24 protein-coding genes and 2 pseudogenes are annotated in these 21,062 nt (G+C 61.0%); 14 read left to right on the forward strand and 12 right to left on the reverse strand.

The features are described 5' to 3' along the window. Positions 1 to 16 precede the first annotated feature (16 nt). Positions 17 to 229, forward strand: a complete 213-nt coding sequence (locus tag USDA257_RS20335; RefSeq protein WP_014764845.1) for a cold-shock protein — start codon at positions 17 to 19, stop codon at positions 227 to 229. A 131-nt stretch (positions 230 to 360) separates the two neighbouring features. Here the strand turns inward: USDA257_RS20335 and dusA are convergent, their stop codons facing one another. Beyond that, positions 361 to 1,518 carry a tRNA dihydrouridine(20/20a) synthase DusA gene (gene dusA / locus USDA257_RS20340; protein WP_014764846.1) on the reverse strand — a complete coding sequence of 386 codons (1,158 nt, stop codon included), beginning with the start codon at positions 1,516 to 1,518 and terminating at the stop codon, positions 361 to 363. Between the two features lie 92 nt (positions 1,519 to 1,610). Here dusA and USDA257_RS20345 point away from each other — a divergent pair, with 92 nt between their 5' ends. Then, positions 1,611 to 2,702, forward strand: a complete 1,092-nt coding sequence (locus USDA257_RS20345) for a tyrosine-type recombinase/integrase (RefSeq protein ID WP_014764847.1) — start codon at positions 1,611 to 1,613, stop codon at positions 2,700 to 2,702. On the opposite strand, the gene USDA257_RS20350 is transcribed toward USDA257_RS20345, so the two are convergent. Then, positions 2,683 to 3,579 (reverse strand): beta family protein, encoded by an 897-nt coding sequence (locus USDA257_RS20350; protein WP_080605647.1) that lies wholly within the window; start codon positions 3,577 to 3,579, stop codon positions 2,683 to 2,685. The genes USDA257_RS20345 and USDA257_RS20350 overlap by 20 nt on opposite strands. 601 nt (positions 3,580 to 4,180) lie before the next feature. Between USDA257_RS20350 and ligD the strand changes: the two are divergent. Then, positions 4,181 to 4,945: pseudogene (gene ligD, locus USDA257_RS20360) on the forward strand (non-homologous end-joining DNA ligase); the annotation flags it as partial. Continuing rightward, positions 4,942 to 5,043, forward strand: a pseudogene (locus tag USDA257_RS38955) (DnaT-like ssDNA-binding protein); the annotation flags it as partial. The pseudogenes ligD and USDA257_RS38955, both read left to right, overlap by 4 nt. Positions 5,044 to 5,058: 15 nt before the next feature. On the opposite strand, the gene USDA257_RS37200 reads toward USDA257_RS38955, so the two are convergent. Next, a complete protein-coding gene (locus USDA257_RS37200; RefSeq protein WP_014764850.1) occupies positions 5,059 to 5,220 on the reverse strand; it encodes a Thivi_2564 family membrane protein in 162 nt (53 codons plus the stop codon). 80 nt (positions 5,221 to 5,300) lie between these two features. Here USDA257_RS37200 and USDA257_RS20365 point away from each other — a divergent pair, with 80 nt between their 5' ends. Then, the gene (locus USDA257_RS20365; protein ID WP_014764851.1) at positions 5,301 to 5,666 is read left to right on the forward strand and encodes a hypothetical protein; all 366 of its coding nucleotides are present in this window, start codon (positions 5,301 to 5,303) and stop codon (positions 5,664 to 5,666) included. On the opposite strand, the gene USDA257_RS38570 is transcribed toward USDA257_RS20365, so the two are convergent. Next, entirely contained in the window at positions 5,663 to 5,875 is a 213-nt protein-coding gene (locus USDA257_RS38570; RefSeq protein WP_080605648.1) for a hypothetical protein, read from the reverse strand. The genes USDA257_RS20365 and USDA257_RS38570 overlap by 4 nt on opposite strands. A 72-nt stretch (positions 5,876 to 5,947) precedes the next feature. Here USDA257_RS38570 and USDA257_RS36790 point away from each other — a divergent pair, with 72 nt between their 5' ends. Beyond that, positions 5,948 to 6,424, forward strand: a complete 477-nt coding sequence (locus tag USDA257_RS36790; RefSeq protein WP_041414464.1) for a hypothetical protein — start codon at positions 5,948 to 5,950, stop codon at positions 6,422 to 6,424. A gap of 132 nt (positions 6,425 to 6,556) precedes the next feature. Here the strand turns inward: USDA257_RS36790 and USDA257_RS20375 are convergent, their stop codons facing one another. Continuing rightward, a complete protein-coding gene (locus USDA257_RS20375) occupies positions 6,557 to 6,805 on the reverse strand; it encodes a hypothetical protein (RefSeq protein ID WP_014764853.1) in 249 nt (82 codons plus the stop codon). A gap of 428 nt (positions 6,806 to 7,233) precedes the next feature. On the opposite strand from USDA257_RS20375, the gene USDA257_RS20380 reads away from it, so the two are divergent. The 5 genes from USDA257_RS20380 to USDA257_RS20400 all read left to right on the forward strand — a co-directional run bounded on the left by USDA257_RS20380 (position 7,234) and on the right by USDA257_RS20400 (position 10,326). Continuing rightward, positions 7,234 to 7,473, forward strand: a complete 240-nt coding sequence (locus tag USDA257_RS20380) for a DUF982 domain-containing protein (RefSeq protein ID WP_014764854.1) — start codon at positions 7,234 to 7,236, stop codon at positions 7,471 to 7,473. A gap of 412 nt (positions 7,474 to 7,885) precedes the next feature. Further along, the gene (locus tag USDA257_RS20385) at positions 7,886 to 8,095 is read left to right on the forward strand and encodes a hypothetical protein (RefSeq protein WP_012708291.1); all 210 of its coding nucleotides are present in this window, start codon (positions 7,886 to 7,888) and stop codon (positions 8,093 to 8,095) included. A 218-nt stretch (positions 8,096 to 8,313) separates the two neighbouring features. Then, a complete protein-coding gene (locus tag USDA257_RS20390) occupies positions 8,314 to 9,000 on the forward strand; it encodes a fumarylacetoacetate hydrolase family protein (protein ID WP_014764855.1) in 687 nt (228 codons plus the stop codon). 57 nt (positions 9,001 to 9,057) lie between these two features. Continuing rightward, positions 9,058 to 9,588, forward strand: a complete 531-nt coding sequence (locus USDA257_RS20395; protein ID WP_014764856.1) for a gamma carbonic anhydrase family protein — start codon at positions 9,058 to 9,060, stop codon at positions 9,586 to 9,588. 84 nt (positions 9,589 to 9,672) lie between these two features. Further along, on the forward strand, positions 9,673 to 10,326 hold the full coding sequence (locus USDA257_RS20400) for a phytochelatin synthase family protein (protein ID WP_041414465.1): 654 nt from the start codon (positions 9,673 to 9,675) through the stop codon (positions 10,324 to 10,326). Between the two features lie 3 nt (positions 10,327 to 10,329). Here the strand turns inward: USDA257_RS20400 and USDA257_RS20405 are convergent, their stop codons facing one another. Genes USDA257_RS20405 through USDA257_RS20415 form a run of 3 tightly spaced genes read right to left on the reverse strand, consistent with a single transcriptional unit; the run spans position 10,330 to position 12,447 of the window. Then, on the reverse strand, positions 10,330 to 10,725 hold the full coding sequence (locus tag USDA257_RS20405; protein WP_014764858.1) for a Fur family transcriptional regulator: 396 nt from the start codon (positions 10,723 to 10,725) through the stop codon (positions 10,330 to 10,332). Further along, positions 10,725 to 11,546, reverse strand: a complete 822-nt coding sequence (gene znuB, locus USDA257_RS20410; protein ID WP_014764859.1) for a zinc ABC transporter permease subunit ZnuB — start codon at positions 11,544 to 11,546, stop codon at positions 10,725 to 10,727. The genes USDA257_RS20405 and znuB overlap by 1 nt, the downstream gene beginning before the upstream one ends. Beyond that, the gene (locus USDA257_RS20415; RefSeq protein WP_014764860.1) at positions 11,539 to 12,447 is read right to left on the reverse strand and encodes an ATP-binding cassette domain-containing protein; all 909 of its coding nucleotides are present in this window, start codon (positions 12,445 to 12,447) and stop codon (positions 11,539 to 11,541) included. Before USDA257_RS20415 ends, znuB begins: the two co-directional genes overlap by 8 nt. A gap of 155 nt (positions 12,448 to 12,602) precedes the next feature. On the opposite strand from USDA257_RS20415, the gene znuA reads away from it, so the two are divergent. Continuing rightward, entirely contained in the window at positions 12,603 to 13,604 is a 1,002-nt protein-coding gene (znuA, locus tag USDA257_RS20420; protein WP_014764861.1) for a zinc ABC transporter substrate-binding protein ZnuA, read from the forward strand. Between the two features lie 98 nt (positions 13,605 to 13,702). Here znuA and USDA257_RS20425 read toward each other — a convergent pair whose 3' ends face one another. Together USDA257_RS20425 and USDA257_RS20430 are read right to left on the reverse strand one after the other, a co-directional pair. Further along, positions 13,703 to 14,074, reverse strand: a complete 372-nt coding sequence (locus USDA257_RS20425) for an RcnB family protein (protein WP_014764862.1) — start codon at positions 14,072 to 14,074, stop codon at positions 13,703 to 13,705. Between the two features lie 127 nt (positions 14,075 to 14,201). Then, positions 14,202 to 15,827, reverse strand: coding sequence for a glycoside hydrolase family 43 protein (locus USDA257_RS20430; protein ID WP_014764863.1), 1,626 nt, complete (start codon positions 15,825 to 15,827; stop codon positions 14,202 to 14,204). 331 nt (positions 15,828 to 16,158) lie between these two features. Here USDA257_RS20430 and USDA257_RS20435 point away from each other — a divergent pair, with 331 nt between their 5' ends. Continuing rightward, positions 16,159 to 16,734 carry a TRAP transporter small permease subunit gene (locus USDA257_RS20435; RefSeq protein WP_014764865.1) on the forward strand — a complete coding sequence of 192 codons (576 nt, stop codon included), beginning with the start codon at positions 16,159 to 16,161 and terminating at the stop codon, positions 16,732 to 16,734. Then, complete coding sequence (locus tag USDA257_RS20440; protein WP_014764866.1) at positions 16,731 to 18,518, forward strand: TRAP transporter large permease; 1,788 nt, start codon at positions 16,731 to 16,733, stop codon at positions 18,516 to 18,518. Before USDA257_RS20435 ends, USDA257_RS20440 begins: the two co-directional genes overlap by 4 nt. Before the next feature lie 103 nt (positions 18,519 to 18,621). On the opposite strand, the gene USDA257_RS20445 is transcribed toward USDA257_RS20440, so the two are convergent. Both USDA257_RS20445 and mgrA read right to left on the reverse strand, forming a co-directional pair. Then, entirely contained in the window at positions 18,622 to 19,728 is a 1,107-nt protein-coding gene (locus tag USDA257_RS20445; protein WP_014764867.1) for a TRAP transporter substrate-binding protein, read from the reverse strand. 291 nt (positions 19,729 to 20,019) lie between these two features. Beyond that, positions 20,020 to 21,048 (reverse strand): L-glyceraldehyde 3-phosphate reductase, encoded by a 1,029-nt coding sequence (gene mgrA / locus USDA257_RS20450; protein ID WP_014764868.1) that lies wholly within the window; start codon positions 21,046 to 21,048, stop codon positions 20,020 to 20,022. Positions 21,049 to 21,062 lie beyond the last annotated feature (14 nt).

A 21,062-nucleotide genomic window follows, 5' to 3' on the forward strand; every position in this document is an offset into this window, starting at 1 on the left:
GAAAAGGACTTCTTCCATGGCCACCAAGGGCATCGTAAAATTCTTCAACCAGGACAAGGGTTTTGGTTTCATCACGCCGGATGGCGGCGCGAAGGACGTTTTCGTCCACATCTCCGCGGTTCAGGCCGCCGGCCTCGCGACGCTCAAGGACGGCCAGCAGGTCAGCTTCGACACCGAGCCGGACCGCATGGGCAAGGGCCCGAAGGCGGTCAACCTCCAGGCTATCTAAGCCGGACGTTCAGATCGGATTATGAAAGATGGCGCTTCGCAAGAGGCGCCGTTTTTCGTTGGGGGGAAGTTTGCCACAGCGCGGTCGCTCAAGGGACCCGCCATGCCCCTTGCTGGGCTCGGCCTACAGCCCTATTCCGCCGCCTGGCGGGCCATGACCGCCTCGAACACCGCGTCGAAGGCGGCATGGATCACCTCCGGGCCGGCGCTCTTGCGGGTGGCGTCGGCGGAGAGAATCTGGCGATAGCGCCGGGCGCCGGGCCAGCCTTGGAACAGCCCGACCATGTGGCGGGTGACATGGATCAGCCGGCCGCCATTTTCGATATGGGCGGCCGCGTAGGCCGCCATGGCGTCGCGCATGTCCGCCCAGAATGCGAGCGACAGGCAATGGTGGCGATCGGAAAAGGCTTCCGGCTTGAGCGGCGCGGCTGCGGCGCCGGTCAGCGGGTGGGCGAAATAGACATCCGCGGCCGTGAGCAGGCCGCTGTCGTGGTAGGCGGCGCGGCCGAGCATGACTCCGTCCAGCGGCGCTCCGTCTGCCGCCTCGGCCGCGGCAAGCCCCGGTGCGGACGCAGGGAGCAGTCGCGGATCAAGATGCGTGAGCGCTTGATCCAGTGTCTGAAGACCGCCATTGAGGCCGATGAAAAGATTCGGATTTTCTACCTTCAGTCGATGCACGAGCCCATAATCGAGCGGCGGGATCTCCCGGTTCTCCCGCGGCGACAGGCCCTGCAGCCAGGCCTTGCGGGCATGCACCCAGACGGCATCCGTGCGTGCCTCCTTGACGCGGGCGACGAGCGCGCGAAGCGCCACCTCCGGATTCTGGTCGTCGACGCCGATGCGGCACTTGACCGTGACCGGGATCGTCACGGCCGCCTTCATCGCCGCCACGCATTCGCCAACCAGCGCCGGGTCCTGCATCAGGCAGGCGCCGAAGGTGCCGGACTGCACCCGGTCCGAGGGGCAGCCGACATTCATGTTGATCTCGTCGTAGCCGAAGCCTTCGGCGATCCGCGCCGCCTCTGCCATCTTCGCCGGATCGCTGCCGCCGAGTTGCAGCGCGACGGGGTGCTCCGAGGCGTCATGGCCGAGCAGCCTATTCCTGTCGCCGCGCAGGATCGCATCGGCGACAATCATCTCCGTATAGAGCAGCGCATGGCGCGAGAGCTGCCGCGCAAAGAAGCGATAGTGACGGTCCGTCCAGTCGATCATAGGCGCCACGGCAAAGACAGGCCCCTTGAAGTACCTGCTCTTTCCCGCTTTTCCAGCCGTTTGCGCCGTTTCCTTCATGTCTCGTTAGCTCTCGTTTGATCCCTTTTTAGCCCGTTTCTACTGTGCTATTGCTACAATGTAGCAAACAGTCAGGGGCTTGTAGCAAATCCATGGGCAGCATCGTCGAGCGAAAGCGCCGCAATGGGCAGAAATCATATACCGCGCAGATCCGCATAATGCGAGAGGGCGTCACAGTCCATAGCGAGGCGCAGACGTTTGAACGCCGGCCGGCCGCCGCGGCGTGGCTGAAGAAGCGTGAGACGCAGCTGGCCGAACCGGGGGCGCTGGACAAGCTGAAAGAACCCCAGTCGACGCTCGCCGACGCTATCGACCGCTATGTGAAGGAGAGCAAGAAGGAGATCGGCCGGACGAAGGCGCAGGTCCTTGAGAAGGTCAAGGAAGAGTTCAATATCGCCAAGATGTCCTGCAACGACATTGGCAGCGCCGAGATCGTCGAGTTTGCGACGGAGCTCTCCAAGGGCCGTAAACCGCAGACGGTCGGAAACTACATTTCGCACCTGGCGAGCATCTTCGCGATCGCCCGTCCGGCTTGGAAGATCGATCTCGACTATTCGGCGATGGAAGACGCCCAGGTGGTGTTGAAGCGCCTCGGCCTCGTCGCCAAGTCGGCGCAGCGCGATCGGCGGCCGACGTTGGAGGAGCTCGACAGGCTGATGGAGCACTACAGCGATCGAGAGACGCGATATCCGTCGTTGATTCCCATGCGTCGGCTGATCGCGTTCGCCATCTTCTCGACGCGGCGCCAGGAGGAGATATCGCGGATCGCCTGGTCGGACTATGAGGAAGACAACAAACGCGTGCTGGTCAGGGACATGAAGAACCCGGGCGAGAAGATCGGCAACGACGTCTGGTGCGATCTACCGCCGGAAGCGATGCGCATTATCGGCGCGATGCCGCGCGGCGCACCAGAGATCTTCCCTCATGACGGCAGGAGCGTTAGCGCATCATTCACCCGCGCCTGTAACCTGCTGGAAATCGAGGATCTGCATTTCCACGACCTGCGACACGAGGGCGTGTCGAGGCTGTTCGAGCTCGGCTGGAATATCCCGCACGTTGCGACGGTGTCAGGGCACCGGTCGTGGAACTCGCTCAAGCGCTATTCGCACATCAAACAGCGCGGCGATAAATACGAGGGCTGGAAGTGGCTGGATATCATCGCGCCTACGCGGATCGCTGGGTGATCCAGCAATTGATCCTGACTGATATCCAGAAAGAAGGACTCCCACCCAGAACCTTGCCATTCTTTGCAGACATGATCTGGTCTGCGCCCCAGCACTTGGGCAGCTTTGCTATAGAGGGCGTGTCGATGCGCATCGCTGCGGCGGCATAGCCTCCTTTGTCCCGTCGAACGCGCGAGTATCGAAAATTTCCGCCATCAACATAGTCGATCCTAGGCACCCAGTTGCCACCTTTTGTCGGATAACGGTGCGGATGGACTGAAGCAAAATCGGCCTTATTCTTGAGTAGAAGCGGATATTTCTGGCGCAACTCGTTTTCTAACCTGACTTCAATCAACGGGAACGATCCTTTTTCGTCTCCGCATCCGGGCAATTCCGTAACGTATCTAGGAAACGAAGAGCCGGCAAAAATCAGAACGTCTGGGTAACTGTTACCCACCACATCGATAATATAAAACTCACACGCGTTCCTAACCTTATCGTACTGATTTTCATCGATGTAGTAGAGCACGGGGCACAAGACGATGTTTTCTGGGAATGTTGCATCCAAGGCCCAGCCATAAAGAGTGCTCGCGAATTCATCTAGAACCGAGGTTCGAATACATACCTTGCCGAACTGCGCAACAATTGCCGATACTTGTCGCTTAAATTCGATCTCTCGCCCCAATTCTATGTAGAGTGCACATGGAATTACAGGCTTGGAAAAGTTTTTCTGCAAGAACGATAGCCAGTTCGAATACCCACCAGTTTCATCGAACAATTCGAGAGTCTCATCGTTCATTAGATCCTGCTCGGTGCAGAGGTCGATGACAAAAGCATTACTTCCGTAGATCTCCTTAAGCTGATCGGCTCGCCGGTATAGATACCTCTGATAGTCAATGCGGCGTTTCCGCTGAGCTGTGCGTTAATTGGCGCATGGGAAAATCGTCATCGAAGAAACCGCCCGCTCTATAAGCCCACCCGATAGATCACGACGCCCTAGCGCTGCATTTAAGGGCGCGCTAAAATGCCAGTATGGCCCAGCGATATGAATTGAAGGATGACGGCAACGGACTGTGGAGCGTGATTGACCGCTTCACAGGAATGCCCGCGCGTTGGGAGGGCGTGCTGCAGACTGGCTTGCTTCTATACGCTGCAGACGATCTAAATGAGTTGCTCAACCTGCTAGACGAACGCAGGCGTGCAAAGGGCAAACCAGAGCGAGACCAGCTGTTGTGAGGGAGACGGCGCGCTCCACAATAGCGATCTAGTGTAGGCGGTCGCTCTAACATGCTCTCGGCATCTGATCTTTAGCTCTATCCGTCCATCCACTCTATACAACCCGATCCTGTGATCCCCAGCCAGAACGCACGGTAACTGGCTGTAGTCCGCTAGCCATGGGCCGCGATCGGAGGGAGGGGCGGGCGCGGCAGTTGCCGGTGGGACCGCTCAAAGGAAATCGTGGCCGGAACCGCTGATGAAATTGCCACGTTTAGCCGCCGATGGCCCACACCTCATCCAAGACGCCAACGCCGCCCACCGATCCAATGCCGAGCCGCGTGGATCCTTGCCTCGCAATGCTCGTAGATCGGCCCCCCAAGGGGCCGGAATGGTCCTGCGAGGTGAAATGGGACGGGTATCGGCTCGCTGTTCATATCGAGCCGAGCCGAGTGCGCATCATCACGCGCGGCGGTTATGATTGGACCAGCCGTTTTCCCTCGATCGCGGCGGAGGTGCCGCAGCTCGGGCATGCGACCATGATCCTCGACGGCGAGGCCGTCGTGCTCGACGACCAGGAGCGCTCCGACTTCGGCCTGCTGCAGCGAGCGCTCGGCAGGAAGCCGAGCCTGCACGATCCGGGCGAGATACTCTTCTTCGCTTTCGATCTGCTCTACCTCGACGGCCGCGACCTGCGCCGGCTGCCGCTCGTCGAACGCCGGCGGCTGCTCGAGCCGATCGTCGCCGGCCGCGACGGCGTCATCCGGCTTTCTGAGGAAGTCGAGGCAGACGGGGACGAGTTCTTCCGCATCGCCTGCGAGCACGGCCTCGAAGGCATTGTCGCCAAGCGGCGCGATAGGCCATATCACTCGGGACGCCGCCCCGACTGGCAGAAGATCAAGTGCGTGCTCCGCGACAGCTTCGTGATCGTCGGCTATGAGCCGTCGACGGTGCCTGGTGCCATCGGCCGGCTATTGCTGGCGGCGCAAAAAGGCGAGGGGCTCGTTTATGTTGGCGGCTGCGGCACGGGTTGGACCTATCAGGAGTCGATGATCTGGTCGCTCTTGCAACGCCAGTCGTGACCACGATCGAGGGGCTACTCGGGCCCTTCCTCGTGCCTTGCTGGCCGGGTGCCATGGTGGTGTAGCCCGCCGGATACCGATCAGAATACGCCCAGAGAGCTGAGCAACGAAACCGCGCCGACGATCAGAATGACGATCTGAGCCATCTGCTTCATCGTAGAGTCGATCGGAAGCTTCTGCACGAGATAGACCAAAACGACGACGAAAAGAACCGTGACCAGGATGCTGATTATCACGGACATGCCCCAAGTCCTTTAAGCAGAAAGCCTTTCGGCGACTAAGGCTTAAATATGACTGAGTTCCTGAAAGGGAAGAGCGCAGGATGGCGAACCCGATCTATACGCGCCTGCAGGGGACCGCGCAGCGCCTAATTGCAAAGTATGGCCAAGCCGGCACGGTGACGCGCATCTCAGAGCCTGACCCGATCGAGGGCGGCGATCCTGTGCCGACGCCGTACGAGGCCACGCTGGTGCCGATGGCGTACAGCGCCCAAGAGATCGACGGGACGGAGATCCTGTCCGGCGACATGCAGATTTACATTTCATCCGTCGGTCTCGCGATCGAGCCCAAGCCCGGCGACCTGGTCTCGGCCAGTGGGAAGACATTCCGCGTCATCAAGGCGGATCCGAACAATTACGACGGCCTGACCAACGTCGTCTTCATCGTCCAAGGAAGGATTGCTCCTTAGTCGTTTTCAGGCGGCGCCCACTGAAGCTGAAAAAGGATGCTGTCATCGTGTGACGGGAACCAGCAGTGAGCATCGAGCCCAGATGTTCCCGTTTCGCCGCTTGGGGCCTTGAGAATGCAGCATCCCGCGTACGTCTTCACGGACTTGCAAAGCCTCACCAAATCCGAATGTCGGACATTTCTGACTAGAACAGGCTCAAACTCTTCCATTGGTCGCTCCCTGCGATCCGGCGGCAAGAGACTATTATCGAAAGCTAATGTTGAAAAGAGAGAATTCTGGCCATGAAAATCCGCTTCGTGAAGGCTATCCAGGCCATTCTGTCGGCGACGTCGTCGATGGAGGTTCCCTGTCTGGTGGCCTTGCTCAGGGCCTCTCTCCGGGCGCTTTGTCCGTTTCTAAGCAGGCCGCGCCACCGGATTTACCGCCTCAAGAGCGTGATAGAAATCAGCCCATTTCGCTACAATTTTGCTACAATCGTTTGCCAACTGTTGCCTTTGCTTTACTTTTTCGCGGTTTCAGTCCCATCGATCATCGGTGCAACGGCAAAGACCGGCGCCTTGAAGTACCGGCCCTTCTCAGACGTTTCGACCGTTTGCGACGTCTCTCTCATGGTCTGGTCAATTCTCTTCAATTCTCTTGCCCGCTTCCCCCGTATACGGCAGAGCCAATTTGACGACACGTGTAGCGTCGAATTGAGCGCGGGATCCGAGCATAAGCACCAGGCGGAACGCGGCCTTATACTGTGCCGATCCAAATAAAGCGAGATGGCGCGGCCGTTCAGTGCGCACGCAAATGCTAGCTGGCATGCGTGCGGAGAAAACAGACGTGCCGCGGAGGCTCGTTCGCCGGGTTGAATAACCCGCATCGGTGAGGCGGCGGGATGTCTCGCGCTACCGAAATCCGGCCTGGCGAAACCACTCCTGGACGCCGGCCAGTACCGCCGCCTTGGCGCCTTCGAGCGTCGACGCATAATGGAAGCTCGGATTGTTGGTGCCGTTACAATGGGATATCCGCCAAGCCCAGTCGCTCATCGTCTCGCGTTTCATGACGAAGGCGACTTCATGCCGGCCCAGCATTGCACAATAGGTCCCGTTGCGCAGTGGCAACCAGGTCAAACGAATATCTGCAACCTCTATCATTTCAGCCTCCCCAGCAGAAAAGATATAGGCCGGCTATCAAGTGCTTAAAACCCCGCCATTTAAGGGGCTTGTGAGCCGTAGGGGCGAAGAAAAGGCGTCGCGAACGGGAACAACCCTGGATAGGGAATCGGGGGCTTGGCGAAGATACGGCAACGCCCGGCCAGTCCCTCGCCAGCATTGCGCACCAATACCCAAGTCCGACTTCGCGAAATTGCGGACAAACGGAAAATCATGCGCTAGATTGAAGACCCTCGCCCGGCTGGCGCCCACAGACAACGCGCGGAACCGGGCCGTGGCCGGCGACGTTTTTGCATTGAAACCCGAAATGCGGGAGGAGCAGCGCGCGAGGGGGCCCTCCACCCGGCTGTCTGTACCGAAATCGCGGTGCTCCGGGACTTGTCGGTGTATCGCACCCCAGGAGGAGAAGCATGCATAAAATGTTGTGGAACCGTCCGATCGAGCTTGGATTGACCGGCGGCGACGTGCGTGTGGTCAATGGGCCGTCCGATGCGCTCGCGTGCCTCGCGGGCCAGTGGCCCCACCGTGGGCCCTATTACGTCGCAGCGCGCAGCGCCTGCCGCGCGGCAATATGCGGTCGGCGGACTCCTGACGAGGCTCGCAGGCTGTTCATTTTCGCGGTCGAGGAAGCGCACCTGTCGGCTCATTGACCGGAGAGACGCGCCGCCAGCAAGCCAGTGTTCAGCGTCTGTGTACGCCGGGACGTCTATTGTTGCTATATGCCTACCGAAAAACGCCTCAGTAGGCAGGAATTATATTATTAATAGGTAGTTCGCACCTGGATAAATAGTATTAATAGCATCTGCGCGCGGCTTTGCTTGAAGATCAGAGTCGTTTCTAATATAAGCTATGGCGCAGGCTTTAAGTCATCAGCATGCCTTTGGGCCTGGCCGGATTTCCGGCCGATCTTGAAATGACACGGAAATCTCCGCGAAACCGCCAGATTTCTGTCGTGAAGCGTTCATTTAAAGCACGTATATTCTGAGGTGCCTCACAAAGAACAAGTTCGGAGTGTTTAACTCCGGATCAAAAGGGAAAAGAAAATAATACGGGAGAGACATCATGATGAGAGAGAGCAATCTCCGACGAATCGTCGAAGTCAGCATGAAGCGCGAAACCGGCCGCAAGGACATCGGCATCATGACCGTACGCCAGGCCCTTGAACTTCCCGAAGTACCGAGCCTCGAATACAGCCACCCGGAACTCAACTCGCGCTCGGACGGTCGCTTTCTGACCCGCGACCAGCTTGAAGCCTATGCCCGCTGCGCCTGACAGCAGACCGCGCGTGGCTAATAAATCATCCTCGGCATAAGTTTGCCTTTTGCCGGAGCCCGTCCGGCTGCTAACGTCCCACCCAAAGAATCGCTACAGCACCACCGTCACCACCGGCATGGTAGGTCGCTGTAGCGTTTCGACTTCCCGCAGAAATCTTTCGCCCCGGTAATTTCTTTTGCTCGGGCCAGCCTGGGTCATGCGAGAACCGGACGACCATGGAAACCGTCATACCGCCCTCACCGCCTATCCTCTTGCCGATTTCCGCAAGCCCGGTCGGCTTTCCCGTGCGGCGGGTCTATTGCGTTGGCCGCAACTATGCCGCCCATGCGCGCGAGATGGGACACGATCCCGAGCGCGAAGCCCCGTTCTTTTTCCAGAAGAATGCTGACAACCTGTTGCCGCCCGGCCAGGATTTCCCCTACCCGCCGCTCTCGTCGGATGTACACCACGAGGTGGAACTGGTCGTTGCCCTCGGAAACGGCGGAGCGGACATCCCCATCGATGAAGCGTTCGCGCGTGTCTATGGCTATGGAGTCGGTATCGATTTCACGCGCCGCGACCTGCAGGCGCAGGCGAAGGAGGCCGGCCGACCCTGGACCGCGGCCAAGGCATTCGAGCATTCCGCGCCGATTTCCGCGATCGTCCCGGCGACGGCGGTCGGCCACCCGACGAGCGGCAATATCTGGCTTAAGGTCAATGGCGAGACGCGCCAACAGGGCGATCTCGGCCAAATGATCTGGACGGTCCCGGAGATTATCGCCGAACTCTCGCGCCTCTTCACACTGGCCCCCGGCGACATCATCATGACCGGAACGCCCGCCGGCGTGGGCGCCGTGCAGCGCGGCGACATCGTTACGTGCGGCGTCGATGGGGTCGCGGCGCTCTCGGTCAAAGTCGTTTAGTCGCTCCCGGATAGGGGAAAGCCGCGCACCCGGCGCTACAAGCAGAAGGAATGAGTCATGCCACTCTACGCGCTCGGTCCGCTGCAGCCGACCACGCCGCCGCAAGGAAGTTACTGGGTGGCGCCGGACGCCAATGTCATCGGCCAGGTTGAGATCGGCGATGAGGTCGGCATCTGGTTCGGCGCGACATTGCGGGGCGACAACGAGCCGATCCGCATCGGCGCACGCACCAATATCCAGGAGGCGGTGATCGTCCATGTCGATCCGGGCTTCCCGGTGACGATCGGGGAAGGCTGCACGATCGGCCACAGAGCGATCATTCACGGCTGTATGATCGGCGACAATTCGCTGATCGGCATGGGTGCCACCATCCTGAACGGCGCCAGGATCGGCCGCAACTGTCTGGTCGGCGCCAATGCGCTGATCACCGAGGGCAAGGAATATCCCGACAATTCGCTGATCATCGGCGCACCGGCCAAGGTGATCCGGACGCTCGACGACGCAGCCGTGCAAGGCCTGAAGCGCTCGGCCGAACATTATGTGAAGAATTGGCAGCGTTACGCCGCACAGTTCAACCGGCTAGATTAAGCCTGCTTGGTTCAAGCAGAACGAGGCATGGGCGCTGTGAGCGCGTTGCGCTATGCTCGGGCCACTACTTCAGAGATCAGAGCAATGAGGCGTGGACTTCTCGTCGGTGCCGTAATTGGTCTCGCCGCCATCCTCAGCGGTGCGTACGCATTGCGGCCGGCCGAAGTCTCGCCTGCCGCGATCCGCGCCTCGGTCGACCAATCACCGGAACTGCTGAACCGCGCCTGGAGCTTGCCGGTGGCCTTGAGCTACGAACGAAGTCTGACATGGCAGGCAAATGGCTCCTTCTGCGGCCCGGCCAGCGTCGCCAACCTCTTTCGTTCCATCGGAGAAGAGGAAACGAGCGAAGCCGAGGTTCTCGCGGGGACCGGCTGGTGCCGCCTCGGTTTCTGCTGGATGGGGCTCACGCTCGACGAACTCGCCGAGGTGGCGAGAGCCCACACGGATCGCCGTGTGACCGTGTTGCGCGATCTGACGCCGGACGAGTTTCGACGCCATTTGCGGGCGAGCAACGATCCGCGCAAGCGCTATATCGTCAACTTTTCACGAGAGGCAATCTTCGGCGCGGGCGTCGGCCATCACTCGCCGCTCGGCGGCTATCTCGAGGCGGAGGACCTGGTTTTCGTGCTGGACGTGAACGAACGCTTCAAGCCCTGGCTCGTCCCGCGCGAAAAGCTCTATTCGGCGGTCGACACATTGGACGGCGAACACAAGCGCGGTTTGCTGCTTATTGAATGAAGCTCAGGCGCAGCTCTTGCAGTGACCGCGGATCTCGATGGTCGTCTTCTCGGTCTTGAAGCTCTGGGCGCGAACCAGCGTCGACAGTCGCTGTTCGATCGCCTCGTCATGGAACTCGGTCACCTGCCCACAGTCCTCGCAGATGGTGAAGGCGGTGACGCCGTGGTCATGCTCATGGTCATGCGGGCAGGAGCAGGCCACGAAGGCATTGAGGCTTTCCAGTCGATGGACGAGACCGTATTCCAGAAGCTTGTCGAGGGCGCGATAGACCTGGAGCGGCGCCCGGAAGCCCTGATCCCTGAGCTTGTCGAGGATCGTATAGGCGCTCAATGGTCCGTCCGAATGAGCGAGCGCCCCCATCACCAGCGACTGGTTTTTCGTCAATTGGGGCGTACCCATCAGTTTCCTCCATGCGAAGAATGTGACGCGCGCTCCAGCCGACCGACAGGCAGCAGGCTCAGCACGAAAAGCGCCAGCGCAGCAACGACGATTGACGGTCCGGATGGGGTGTCCCAGTGGAGCGAACCGAACAGACCGCCGGCAACCGCAACGGCGCCGATCAGCGAGGCAAAAACGGCCATGACTTCCGGCGACCTGGCGAAGCGGCGCGCAGTCGCCGCCGGAATGATCAGCAGCGAGGTGATGAGGAGAATACCGACGATCTTCATCGCAATCGCGATCACCAGCGCCATCAGGAGCATGAAGAAGAGCCGGGCGCGTTCCGGCTTCAGCCCCTCTGCCTCCGCCAGTTCCGGGTTGACGGTCGAGGCAAGCAACGGCCGCCACAGATAGATAAGTGCGAAGATCACCAGAATGCCGCCGCCCCATATGATCTCGATATCGGCCTCCGAAACCGCGAGGATATCGCCGAAAAGGAAGCCGACGAGATCGATCCGGACCCAGGTCATGAAGGCGACGATGACCAGGCCGATCGACAGCGCCGAGTGCGACAGGATGCCGAGCAGGGCGTCGGTCGACAGCGCGCCGCGCTTCTGCAGGAAGAGAAGCAGCAGCGAGACGACCGAAGCGACGATGAAGACGCTGACCATCAGATTGAGTTCGAGAAGCAGTGACAGCGCCACGCCAAGCAGCGCCGAATGGGCCATCGTGTCGCCGAAATAGGCCATGCGCCGCCAGATGACGAAGCAGCCGAGCGGTCCCGCGATCATGGCGATCCCGATGCCGGCGACGAGCGCGCGAATGAAGAAATCGTCAAGCATCGCGCTTCTCCGCCGTCTCATATCCGTGCAGCCGCGTGTGATGGCCGCAGCCGCAGTCCGCATCGTGGTCGTGGACGTTTTCAGCCTCGTCATATTGATGATGGCCATCGCCCGGGAAACAGCTCTCGGTAATGCTGCCGTCGGCGTGCAGCACCCGCCCGTCCGGCAGGTGCGTATGGTCGTGGTGGTGACTGTAGACGGCCAGTGCGCCGGCCGCCCGCCGCCCGAAAAGCTTCAGGTATTCCGGGCTCTGGCTGACGGTCTGCGGCGTGCCGCGGCAGCAGACATGGCCGTTCAGGCAGACAACCGTATCGGTCTCCGCCATGACGATGTGCAGATCATGCGAGATCAACAGAATGCCGCAGCCGGTGCGGTTGCGGATCTGCTTGATCAGTTCGTAAAGCGCGATCTCGCCGGAAAAATCGACGCCCTGGACCGGCTCGTCGAGAACGAGCAGGTCCGGCTTGCGGGCGATTGCGCGCGCCAGCAGCGCCCGCTGGAACTCGCCGCCGGAAAGGTGCTGCACCTCGGCCTTGGCCATATGCAGCATGCCTGTCGACGCCAGCGCCTCCTCGATCTCGCGTCCCTTCAACGGCCCGGTGACAGTCATCAACCGCTCGACCGTCAGCGGCAGGGTCCAATCGACGGCAAGCTTTTGCGGCACGTAGCCGACCTTGAGCCCGGTCATCCGCTCGACATTCCCTTCGTCGGGCTTCAGCACGCCGATCGCGGTCTTCGCAGTCGTCGATTTTCCCGAGCCGTTCGGGCCGATCAGGGTGACGATTTCGCCGCGGCTGATCGAAAATTCAACGCCACGGACGAGCCAGCGCCCATTGCGGCGCACGCCCGCATTGGTGAGGCTGACGAGCGGAGTGACGTCTGGCGATCGGAAATTCAGCATCGAAAAAATTCCGGTTTTGGCGATTGCCTCTGGCTATCGCACACGTTATAGCATAACGCAATTGATGTAATAACATTACACGGCAATGTCGCGCAACATCGGGTGCGAATTCGCCGATGCATGTTGAACTTTGAACTGCAAGCTCGGAGAACCCTATGAAATCGACGCCTGCCCTCCTCCTGCTATCCACTGTCCTCCTGTCGTCGCCCGCCTGGGCGGAGGCGCCGAATGTGGTGGCTTCGATCAAGCCTATCCATTCCCTCGTCGCCTCGATCATGCAGGGCGTCGGCGAGCCCTCCTTGATCGTCGAAGGGGCCGCCTCGCCGCACACCTTCAATATGAAGCCGTCGAATGCCGCCGCGCTGCAGGCGGCAAAGGTCGTGTTCTGGGTCGGCCCCGATCTCGAGATCTTCCTTGAAAAGCCGCTCGAAGCCCTCGGCAGCGGCGCCAAGGTGGTCGAACTCAGCGAGGCGCCCGGCATCGAGAAGCTGAAATTCCGCGAGGGTGGCGCCTTCGAGGCGCATGACGACGGCGACGAGCACGGCGCAGAGGAAGGCACCCATGTGGGGCACGACGCCGACGCCCATGGCGCCGCAGCGGAAGAGGCCGAGCACGACCACGGCCACGGGGAAGGCGAGTTCGACATGCACATGTGGCTCGACCCGGTGAATGCCAAGGCCATGGCCGCCGAGATCGAGAAGACGCTCGCCGAGGCCGACCCGGCCAATGCCGCTGCCTATGAGGCTAATCTGGAGAAGCTCAATCAGAGGCTCGACGCGTTGGACAAGAGCCTTGTCGAGACGGTTGCGCCGATCAAGGACAAGCCCTTTGTCGTCTTCCACGACGCCTATCAATATTTCGAGCACCGCTACAAGGTCAGGGTCGCCGGCTCGATCACCGTCAGCCCGGAGGTGCTGCCGGGTGCGGAACGGCTTTCCGAGATTCACGCCAAGATCGAGGATCTTGGCGCCACCTGCGTCTTCGCCGAACCGCAATTCGAGCCGAAGCTGGTCAATGTCGTCATCGAGGGCACGCCGGCAAAATCCGGCACGCTCGACCCGGAGGCGGCCACCCTCGAGGCAGGCCCGGATCTCTACTTCCAGTTGATGGAAGGCATCAGCGCTTCTTTGAAGGGCTGCCTTTCGTCGGCGAGTTGACGTCGTCCTCCGAAGACGGCGAAGGCGGGCTCGCAAGAGCCCGCCTTCCATGAGGATGCATAACCGGGGCAGATCCTCCGGGCCCTGTCTTTCAAACGCTAGTTAACGGAAGCCAAGCCGACGATGACGCCCGTGGCAAGGCTGATCAGCAGGAAGTCATTGTCGACGCGCACCCATTGCTGGCCACGCGGTGGCGGCCGCAGTCTATAGCGACGATAATCGCGGACATAGGCCATATGGCGCCGCTCGGCCGGGCTCAACCGGTGACCGCGCGCCCAGCGATATTTCTTGATTATCACGCGCTTTTCGATGGTCTTATCGACTCGCTTGTCGAGATGGCGCTCGACCGGCCGGTGTCGATAGCGTTCATGCGCCTGTGCAAGCTCGAAAGACGAGCCAGCCGTCTGAGCGAACGCCATTGGCGTTGCAAGGAAGGAACTGGCGGCAAGCGCGATCAGGAGGCGTTTCATGGGGTTTCCTTTCGTAGATGCCCCTTGAAATTAGCCCTCGGCCGCTGAACCGAATATGAAATGCGATATTACAATTATGTAATGATAACCGGCACTTATACGCGACTTCTGATAAAGAAATCTCAGATTACACCGCAAGCGCCTCGTAGCGAAACACGTCGAAATCCGCCGGAATGCCACTGCCGGAGGTGTCGAAGGCGAACATGCCGGCGAAGGCGCCGGTGAAGGAACCATGCTCGCCGCGGCCGCCCTCGTCCGAAATCACGCCTGCATCCAGCGCGGGTCCGATCGACGCCCAATCCTGCTGCGCCGACGCCCGCCAGAAGAATTGGAGATCATTGCCCCTGATCTCCATCGCCAGATGAATCGGGCCTTCCGGAACCGCAGCGCCGCTACCGGCCGGATACTCCAGACGCCCGTGCGGGAAATCGCCCGGGCATGAAAGGATGCTGACGACACGGCCAAGCGTCTCGTGCCAGGTGACGCCGAGAGCATGGAACTTGTGGCGGTTATAGTAGTGCGTCAGGCCAGCGACCTGCTGGTAGGTGTCAGGCGCGAAGTCGACGACCGTCTCGGCCCGGAATGAATGATGCTCCTGGCGTCTGGCGACCAGTGCCTGCTCGAACCAACTACCGATGCTTTCGCGGCCGAACAGGCGCAAGTGCCCTTCCCGCCTCTCCAGCGAAAAGATCCGCTCCGGCAGCGGGGTGCGCAGCCATTGTAGCTCGGGCGCAAGCACCCCCTCGTCGAAATCCGTCTCGATGACGGCGGGCTTCGGAACGACGCTCGTCTCGGCCGGGGCTGGCACGGTAATCTCCGGCACAACGCTGCCGCTCTCCAGATAGAGCCAGCCATCCTCCCGCCAGGCGCACTTCTGCAGCGCCGTCTCGCGGCCGAGCGTGCAGCGGCGATGCGGCGGCAGCGGCCGGCCGCAAAGATGCGTGTGATAGGCTTGCCCGTCCGGCGTCTCGACATATTGGCCGTGGCCGGCCCGCTGCAACGGCGCTTCCGGATGGTCCTTCGAGGTGATGAGATAAACGTTCGGATGCATCTCGTAGGGGCCGTCGATCGCCCTCGAGCGCGCCATAGTCACCGCATGATCATAGCCTGTGCCCCCTTCGGCCGTGGTCAGGTAATACCAGCCGTCACGCTTGAAGAGATGCGGCCCCTCGACGAGCCCGAGCGAACTGCCGGCGAAGATGTTCTTGACCGAGCCGACGAGCTTGCGCGTCCGCTCGTCCCATTCCTGCAGCAAGATGCCATCGAAGGCCGGATGCTTCGGCGCACCGCCGAAGCTCTCGGAACGGTGGTTCCACTGCATGTTGAGGAACCACTTGCGGCCGTCATCGTCGTGAAAGAGAGACGGATCGAAGCCCGACGAATTGACATAGACCGGATCCGACCACGTCGCCTCCACCGCTTCGGCCGTGACGATGTAATTATGCGCATCCTTGAAGTTGCCGTCGAAACGCTTGACATCCGTATAGACGAGCCAGAACAGCCCGTCGCAATAGGAAAGGCACGGCGCCCAGATGCCGCAACTATCGGGATTGCCGCGCATGTCGAGCTGGCTTGCACGCTCCAGCGGCCGTCGGACGAGGCGCCAGTTCACCAGGTCGCGCGAGTGGTGGATCTGCACGCCCGGATACCACTCGAATGTGGACGTCGCGATGTAGTAGTCGTCGCCGACGCGGCAGATCGACGGGTCGGGATTGAAGCCCGGCAGAATCGGATTGCGGATCGACGCGGCCATGTTTCCTTCCTCCGTTTGCACGCATCCAGCCCGAAACTCTGGGCCGTTGCAAGGCTTACGCTTCGCTTTTCAGCCTCGAGACGGGCTGCCGACTCGGCTTGTCCGGCGCCGGGCCGCAAGCGGCGTGGGGACATCGAAGGCAAGGCGACGGGTTCTGCCGCGCGCTTGCGCCTTCGATTTAGGCATTCCCGAGGTCTCCCCACCCTACTTTCGTATATGGGCCCGCCGCCAAGCGGAAAAATGGACGCTCAGGCTTGAAAGGAGACTTGAAATCGGCACTGTGACTGTGCTTGGCAAGATAAAAAACCAGCCAATGCGGGGAGGTATTTTGATGAAACCGTTACTCGGCATCAGCCGATTGATAGACGTTGTGACCGAGAAGATCGGCAAGGCGGTCTCCTGGCTCATTCTCGTCGCCGTGCTCGTCAGCGCCGGCAACGCGGTCGTGAGAAAAGCGTTCAACGTCTCGTCCAACGCCTGGCTCGAGGCGCAATGGTATCTCTTCGGTGGCGCCTTCATGCTCGCGGCCGCCTATACGCTGAGCCAGAACGAGCACATCCGCATCGATGTCGTGTACGGCATGTTTTCGCGCCGCGTGCAGCATTGGATCGACCTCTTCGGCCACGTCTTCTTCCTGATGCCGTTTGTCCTTTTGATGCTCTATTATTTCGTGCCTTACGTGCGGATGTCCTACGTCTCCGGCGAGGTCTCCTCCAGCGCCGGCGGACTGATCATTTGGCCCGCAAAGGCCATCCTGCTGGCCGGCTTCATCCTGCTCGCACTGCAGGGTGTTTCGGAAATCATCAAGAAGATCGCGATCATGACCGGCAATATGGACGATCCGACTCCTTATGTGCCGACCCACGCGCCGCTTGAGGACGCCGTAGTTCCGGAGGTGCGCCAGTGATCGAATTCATCGCAGAAAACCTGGCGCCGATCATGTTCCTGTCGCTGATCGTGTTCCTGCTGCTGGGTTATCCCGTCGCCTTCTCGCTCGCCGCAAACGGCCTGCTGTTCTTCATCATCGGCGTGGAGCTCGCACCGCTGTCGGATTCGATCAATCTCTCCTGGCCTCTGCTGAACGCGTTGCCGGAACGTTTCTGGGGGGTGATGTCGAATGACACATTGCTTGCCATCCCCTTCTTCACCTTCATGGGAATCGTCCTCGAACGGTCCGGCATGGCGGAAGACCTGCTCGACACGATTGGGCAACTGTTTGGCCCTGTTCGCGGCGGCCTTGCCTATGCGGTGATTTTCGTGGGCGCCCTGCTTGCTGCCACGACCGGCGTCGTTGCTGCCTCGGTCATCGCCATGGGGCTGATCTCGCTGCCGATCATGCTGCGCTACGGCTACGACCGGCGCGTCGCTTCCGGCGTTATTGCTGCGTCCGGCACGCTCGCCCAGATCATCCCGCCGTCACTGGTGCTGATCGTTCTTGCCGACCAGCTCGGCCGTTCGGTCGGCGACATGTATGCCGGCGCCCTGATCCCGGGTCTCGTGCTGACGTGCCTCTACATGGGCTACATCCTGCTCATGACGTTCCTGAAGCGAGACTCCATGCCGGCGTTGCCGCTCGAGGCCCGCACCCTCGGATCGGGCGTGACGTCGCTCGTCGTCGCGCTCGCCGTCGCCGGCGGCATCGCCTATGCGGCCCATGTTTTTCTTTCCCCGACACAGGGTGAGAACGCGGACATCCTCGGGGCGGCCGTCGGTGTCGCGTTCATCTATGTGGTAGCCCTGATCGACCGGACGATGAAGATCAACGCGCTGTCCCGGCTGGCACAGCAAGTCATCATCGTGCTGATCCCGCCGCTGGCGCTGATTTTCCTCGTGCTCGGGACGATCTTCCTCGGCATCGCGACGCCGACCGAAGGCGGAGCGATGGGTGCCGTCGGCGCGCTGATCATGGCCGCGGCCAAAGGTCGGCTGAACATGGAGGTCGTTCGTGCGGCACTCGCCTCGACGACGCGCCTGTCCGCCTTCGTGCTGTTCATCCTGATCGGCGCCCGCGTCTTTTCGCTCACCTTCTACGGCGTCAACGGCCATCTCTGGGTCGAACACCTGCTGGTCGGGTTGCCGGGCGGCGAGATCGGCTTCCTCATCGCCGTCAACCTGCTCGTTTTCTTCCTGGCGTTCTTCCTCGACTTCTTCGAGCTCGCCTTCATCATCGTGCCGCTGCTCGCACCGGCAGCCGACAAGTTGGGCATCGATCTGATCTGGTTCGGCGTGCTGCTCGGCATCAACATGCAGACGAGCTTCATGCATCCGCCCTTCGGCTTCGCGCTCTTCTACCTGCGCTCCGTCGCAGCCCGGGTGCCCTATCTCGACAAGGTGACCGGCAAGATGACGCAGCCGGTGACTACCGGCCAGATCTATTGGGGTGCCGTACCCTTCGTCGGCATTCAGATCCTGATGGTGGCGTTGACGATCCTCTTCCCGCAGATGGTCATGCATTACAAGGGAAGTGGCGCCACGGTCGATCCGTCCACGATCAAGATCGAGGTGCCCGGCTTCGGCCAGGGCGGCGGTGGTTTGACCCTCCCGGACAATGGCGGCGGTCTGGGTCTTCCCGGTGGACTGCAACTTCCCGGCGGCAGCCCGCTTGATGGGGGCCAGCAACCGGGGCAGCAGAACGCTCCCCAGCAGAACAACCCGGCGCCCGACCTCAGCGCACCGCCGTCCTTCAAGTGAGCAAAAGAGCCGGCCCCGGCGGCCCTTTCTCATTTTCTTCCGAACAAAGAAAAACCCCGGAGCGCCGCTCCGGGGTTTTCTGTTTCGATGAATGAAGCTGAGCTCAGACCTTGCCGTTGCGCTGCTGGATCATCATGAACGTATCGTAGTTGTATTCGGCGATCTGGGCGTTCAGATAGTACTCGCCGCGGAAAGCCTTGATCGACTCCCAGATCTTCTTGAAGGTCGGGTTCGCGGCTTCCATCTCCGCATAGACCTTGTTGGCCTCGTCGAAGCAGGCGGAGAGGATTTCCGGGCTGAACGGGCTCAGCTTCGCACCGGCGCCGACCAGACGCTTGATCGCCGACGGGTTGAGGTAGTCGTACTTCTGCAGCATGTTCGCATCGGTCGCCTGGCATGCAGTGCGCAGCAGCGACTGATAGCCCTTCGGCAGGCCATCGAAGGCCGCCTTGTTGAACATCGCATGGACCGTCGGCCCGCCTTCCCACCAGCCGGGGTAGTAGTAGTAGGGCGCGACCTTGTAGAAGCCGAGCTTCTCGTCGTCATAGGGGCCGACCCATTCCGCGGCGTCGATCGTGCCTTTTTCGAGCGCCGGATAGATGTCGCCGCCGGCGAGTTGCTGCGGCACGACGCCGAGGCGTTCCATCACCTTGCCGGCGAATCCGCCGACGCGCATCTTCAGGCCCTTCATGTCAGCAACGGTCTTGATTTCCTTGCGGAACCAGCCGCCCATCTGGACGCCGGTATTGCCGCCCGGGAAGCCGACGAGGCCCTGGCCGCCCAGGAATTCGTTGAACATGTCGATGCCGCCGCCGTGATAGTGCCAGGCGTTCATGCCGCGCGCGTTAAGTGCGAAGGGTACGGCAGCACCCAGCGCCCAGCTCGGGTCCTTGCCCCAGTAATAGTAGGCGACCGTATGGCAAGCCTCCACCGTGCCCGCCGCCGTCGCGTCGGCTGCCTGAAGGCCGGGGACGATTTCGCCGGCAGCAAAGACCTGGATCTGGAAATTGCCGTCGGTGGCTTCGGACACGTATTTCGACAGAACCTCCGCGCCGCCATAGATAGTATCCAGCGACTTCGGGAAAGACGACGTCAGACGCCAGGTTACCTTCGGAATGCTCTGCGCGATGGCCGGCGCAGCGAGCGCCGTCGCGGCAGCCGCACCCAAGCCGCCGAGGCTTGCGTTTTTGATGAATGAACGGCGATCCATAATTCCTCCCAATTTCCCGCCATGACGGTTGCAAGCACGTGTAGCTGCCCGCGACCGTTGCTTGAGCCATTCCCCGGCGCGCATCCGCATACCGAGAGCTCGTTCTCCTCGTTTACCGGTCGCAAGAGGACAAACATCCTCCCGAAAATCGGACCGGCGACAGTGCACCATACATATTCACTAATGCGTGTCCAGCGGTGGCTTTCAGCCGCCACCCCCTACTTTTGTACAGGCCCTGGAAACCGTGTCGGATTGCCTGAAATCAAGGCGAATCAAAGAATTCAGCTGTGGTCAACGCTCGGCCGAAGATGCCCAGAGATTGACGTCCGCTTCCCGCGCGTAGAGATCGATCTCGGCCAGTTCCTCCGCCGTGAACGTGTCGTTCTCGAGCGACTTGACGCAATCGACGATCTGCTCGGAACGGCTTGCGCCGATCAGCGCCGAGGTGATGCGGCCGCCGCGCAGAACCCAGGCCAAGGCCATCTGCGCCAGCGTCTGACCGCGCCGTTCGGCAATGGCGTTCAACTTGCGGATGTTGTCGGTGATCGCCGGACGAATGAAGTCCTTCTTGAGGAAGTGATTCTGGGCGGCGCGGCTGTCCCCGGGGATGCCGTTGAGATACTTCGTCGTCAGCATGCCCTGGGCGAGCGGCGAGAAGACGATCGAGCCCATGCCAAGCCCTTCGAGCGCGTCGACGAGGCCGTCATCCTCAATCCAGCGGTTGAGCATGGAGTAGCTCGGCTGGTGGATGAGGCATGGTGTGCCGAGGTCCTTGAGGATCGCTGCCGCCTCGCGGGTGCGCTGCGAATTATAGGAGGAGATGCCGACATAGAGCGCCCTTCCCGAGCGGACGATGTAGTCGAGCGCGCCGCAGGTTTCCTCGAGCGGCGTGTCCGGATCGAAGCGGTGGGAATAGAAGATGTCGACATAGTCGAGCCCCATGCGCTTCAAGCTCTGGTCGCAGGAGGCAATCAGATATTTGCGACTGCCCCATTCGCCATACGGCCCCGGCCACATGTCGTATCCCGCCTTGGACGAGATGATCAGTTCATCGCGCAGGCCGGAAAATTCGGTCCTGAGGACCTCCCCGAAGGCAGTCTCGGCCGAGCCGGGCGGCGGCCCGTAATTGTTGGCGAGATCGAAATGGGTGATGCCGAGGTCGAAAGCCGTCCGGCACATGTCCACCTTGCGCTCGTGCGGCGTGTCGCCACCGAAATTGTGCCACAGCCCCAGCGAGATCGCCGGCAGCTTCAGCCCGCTCCGGCCACAGCGGTTGTACTTCATCTTCTCGTATCGGTTTTCCGCCGGTTGCCAGACCATGGGTGAAATTCCTT

Source organism: Sinorhizobium fredii USDA 257, assembly GCF_000265205.3.
Lineage (GTDB): Bacteria > Pseudomonadota > Alphaproteobacteria > Rhizobiales > Rhizobiaceae > Sinorhizobium > Sinorhizobium fredii_B.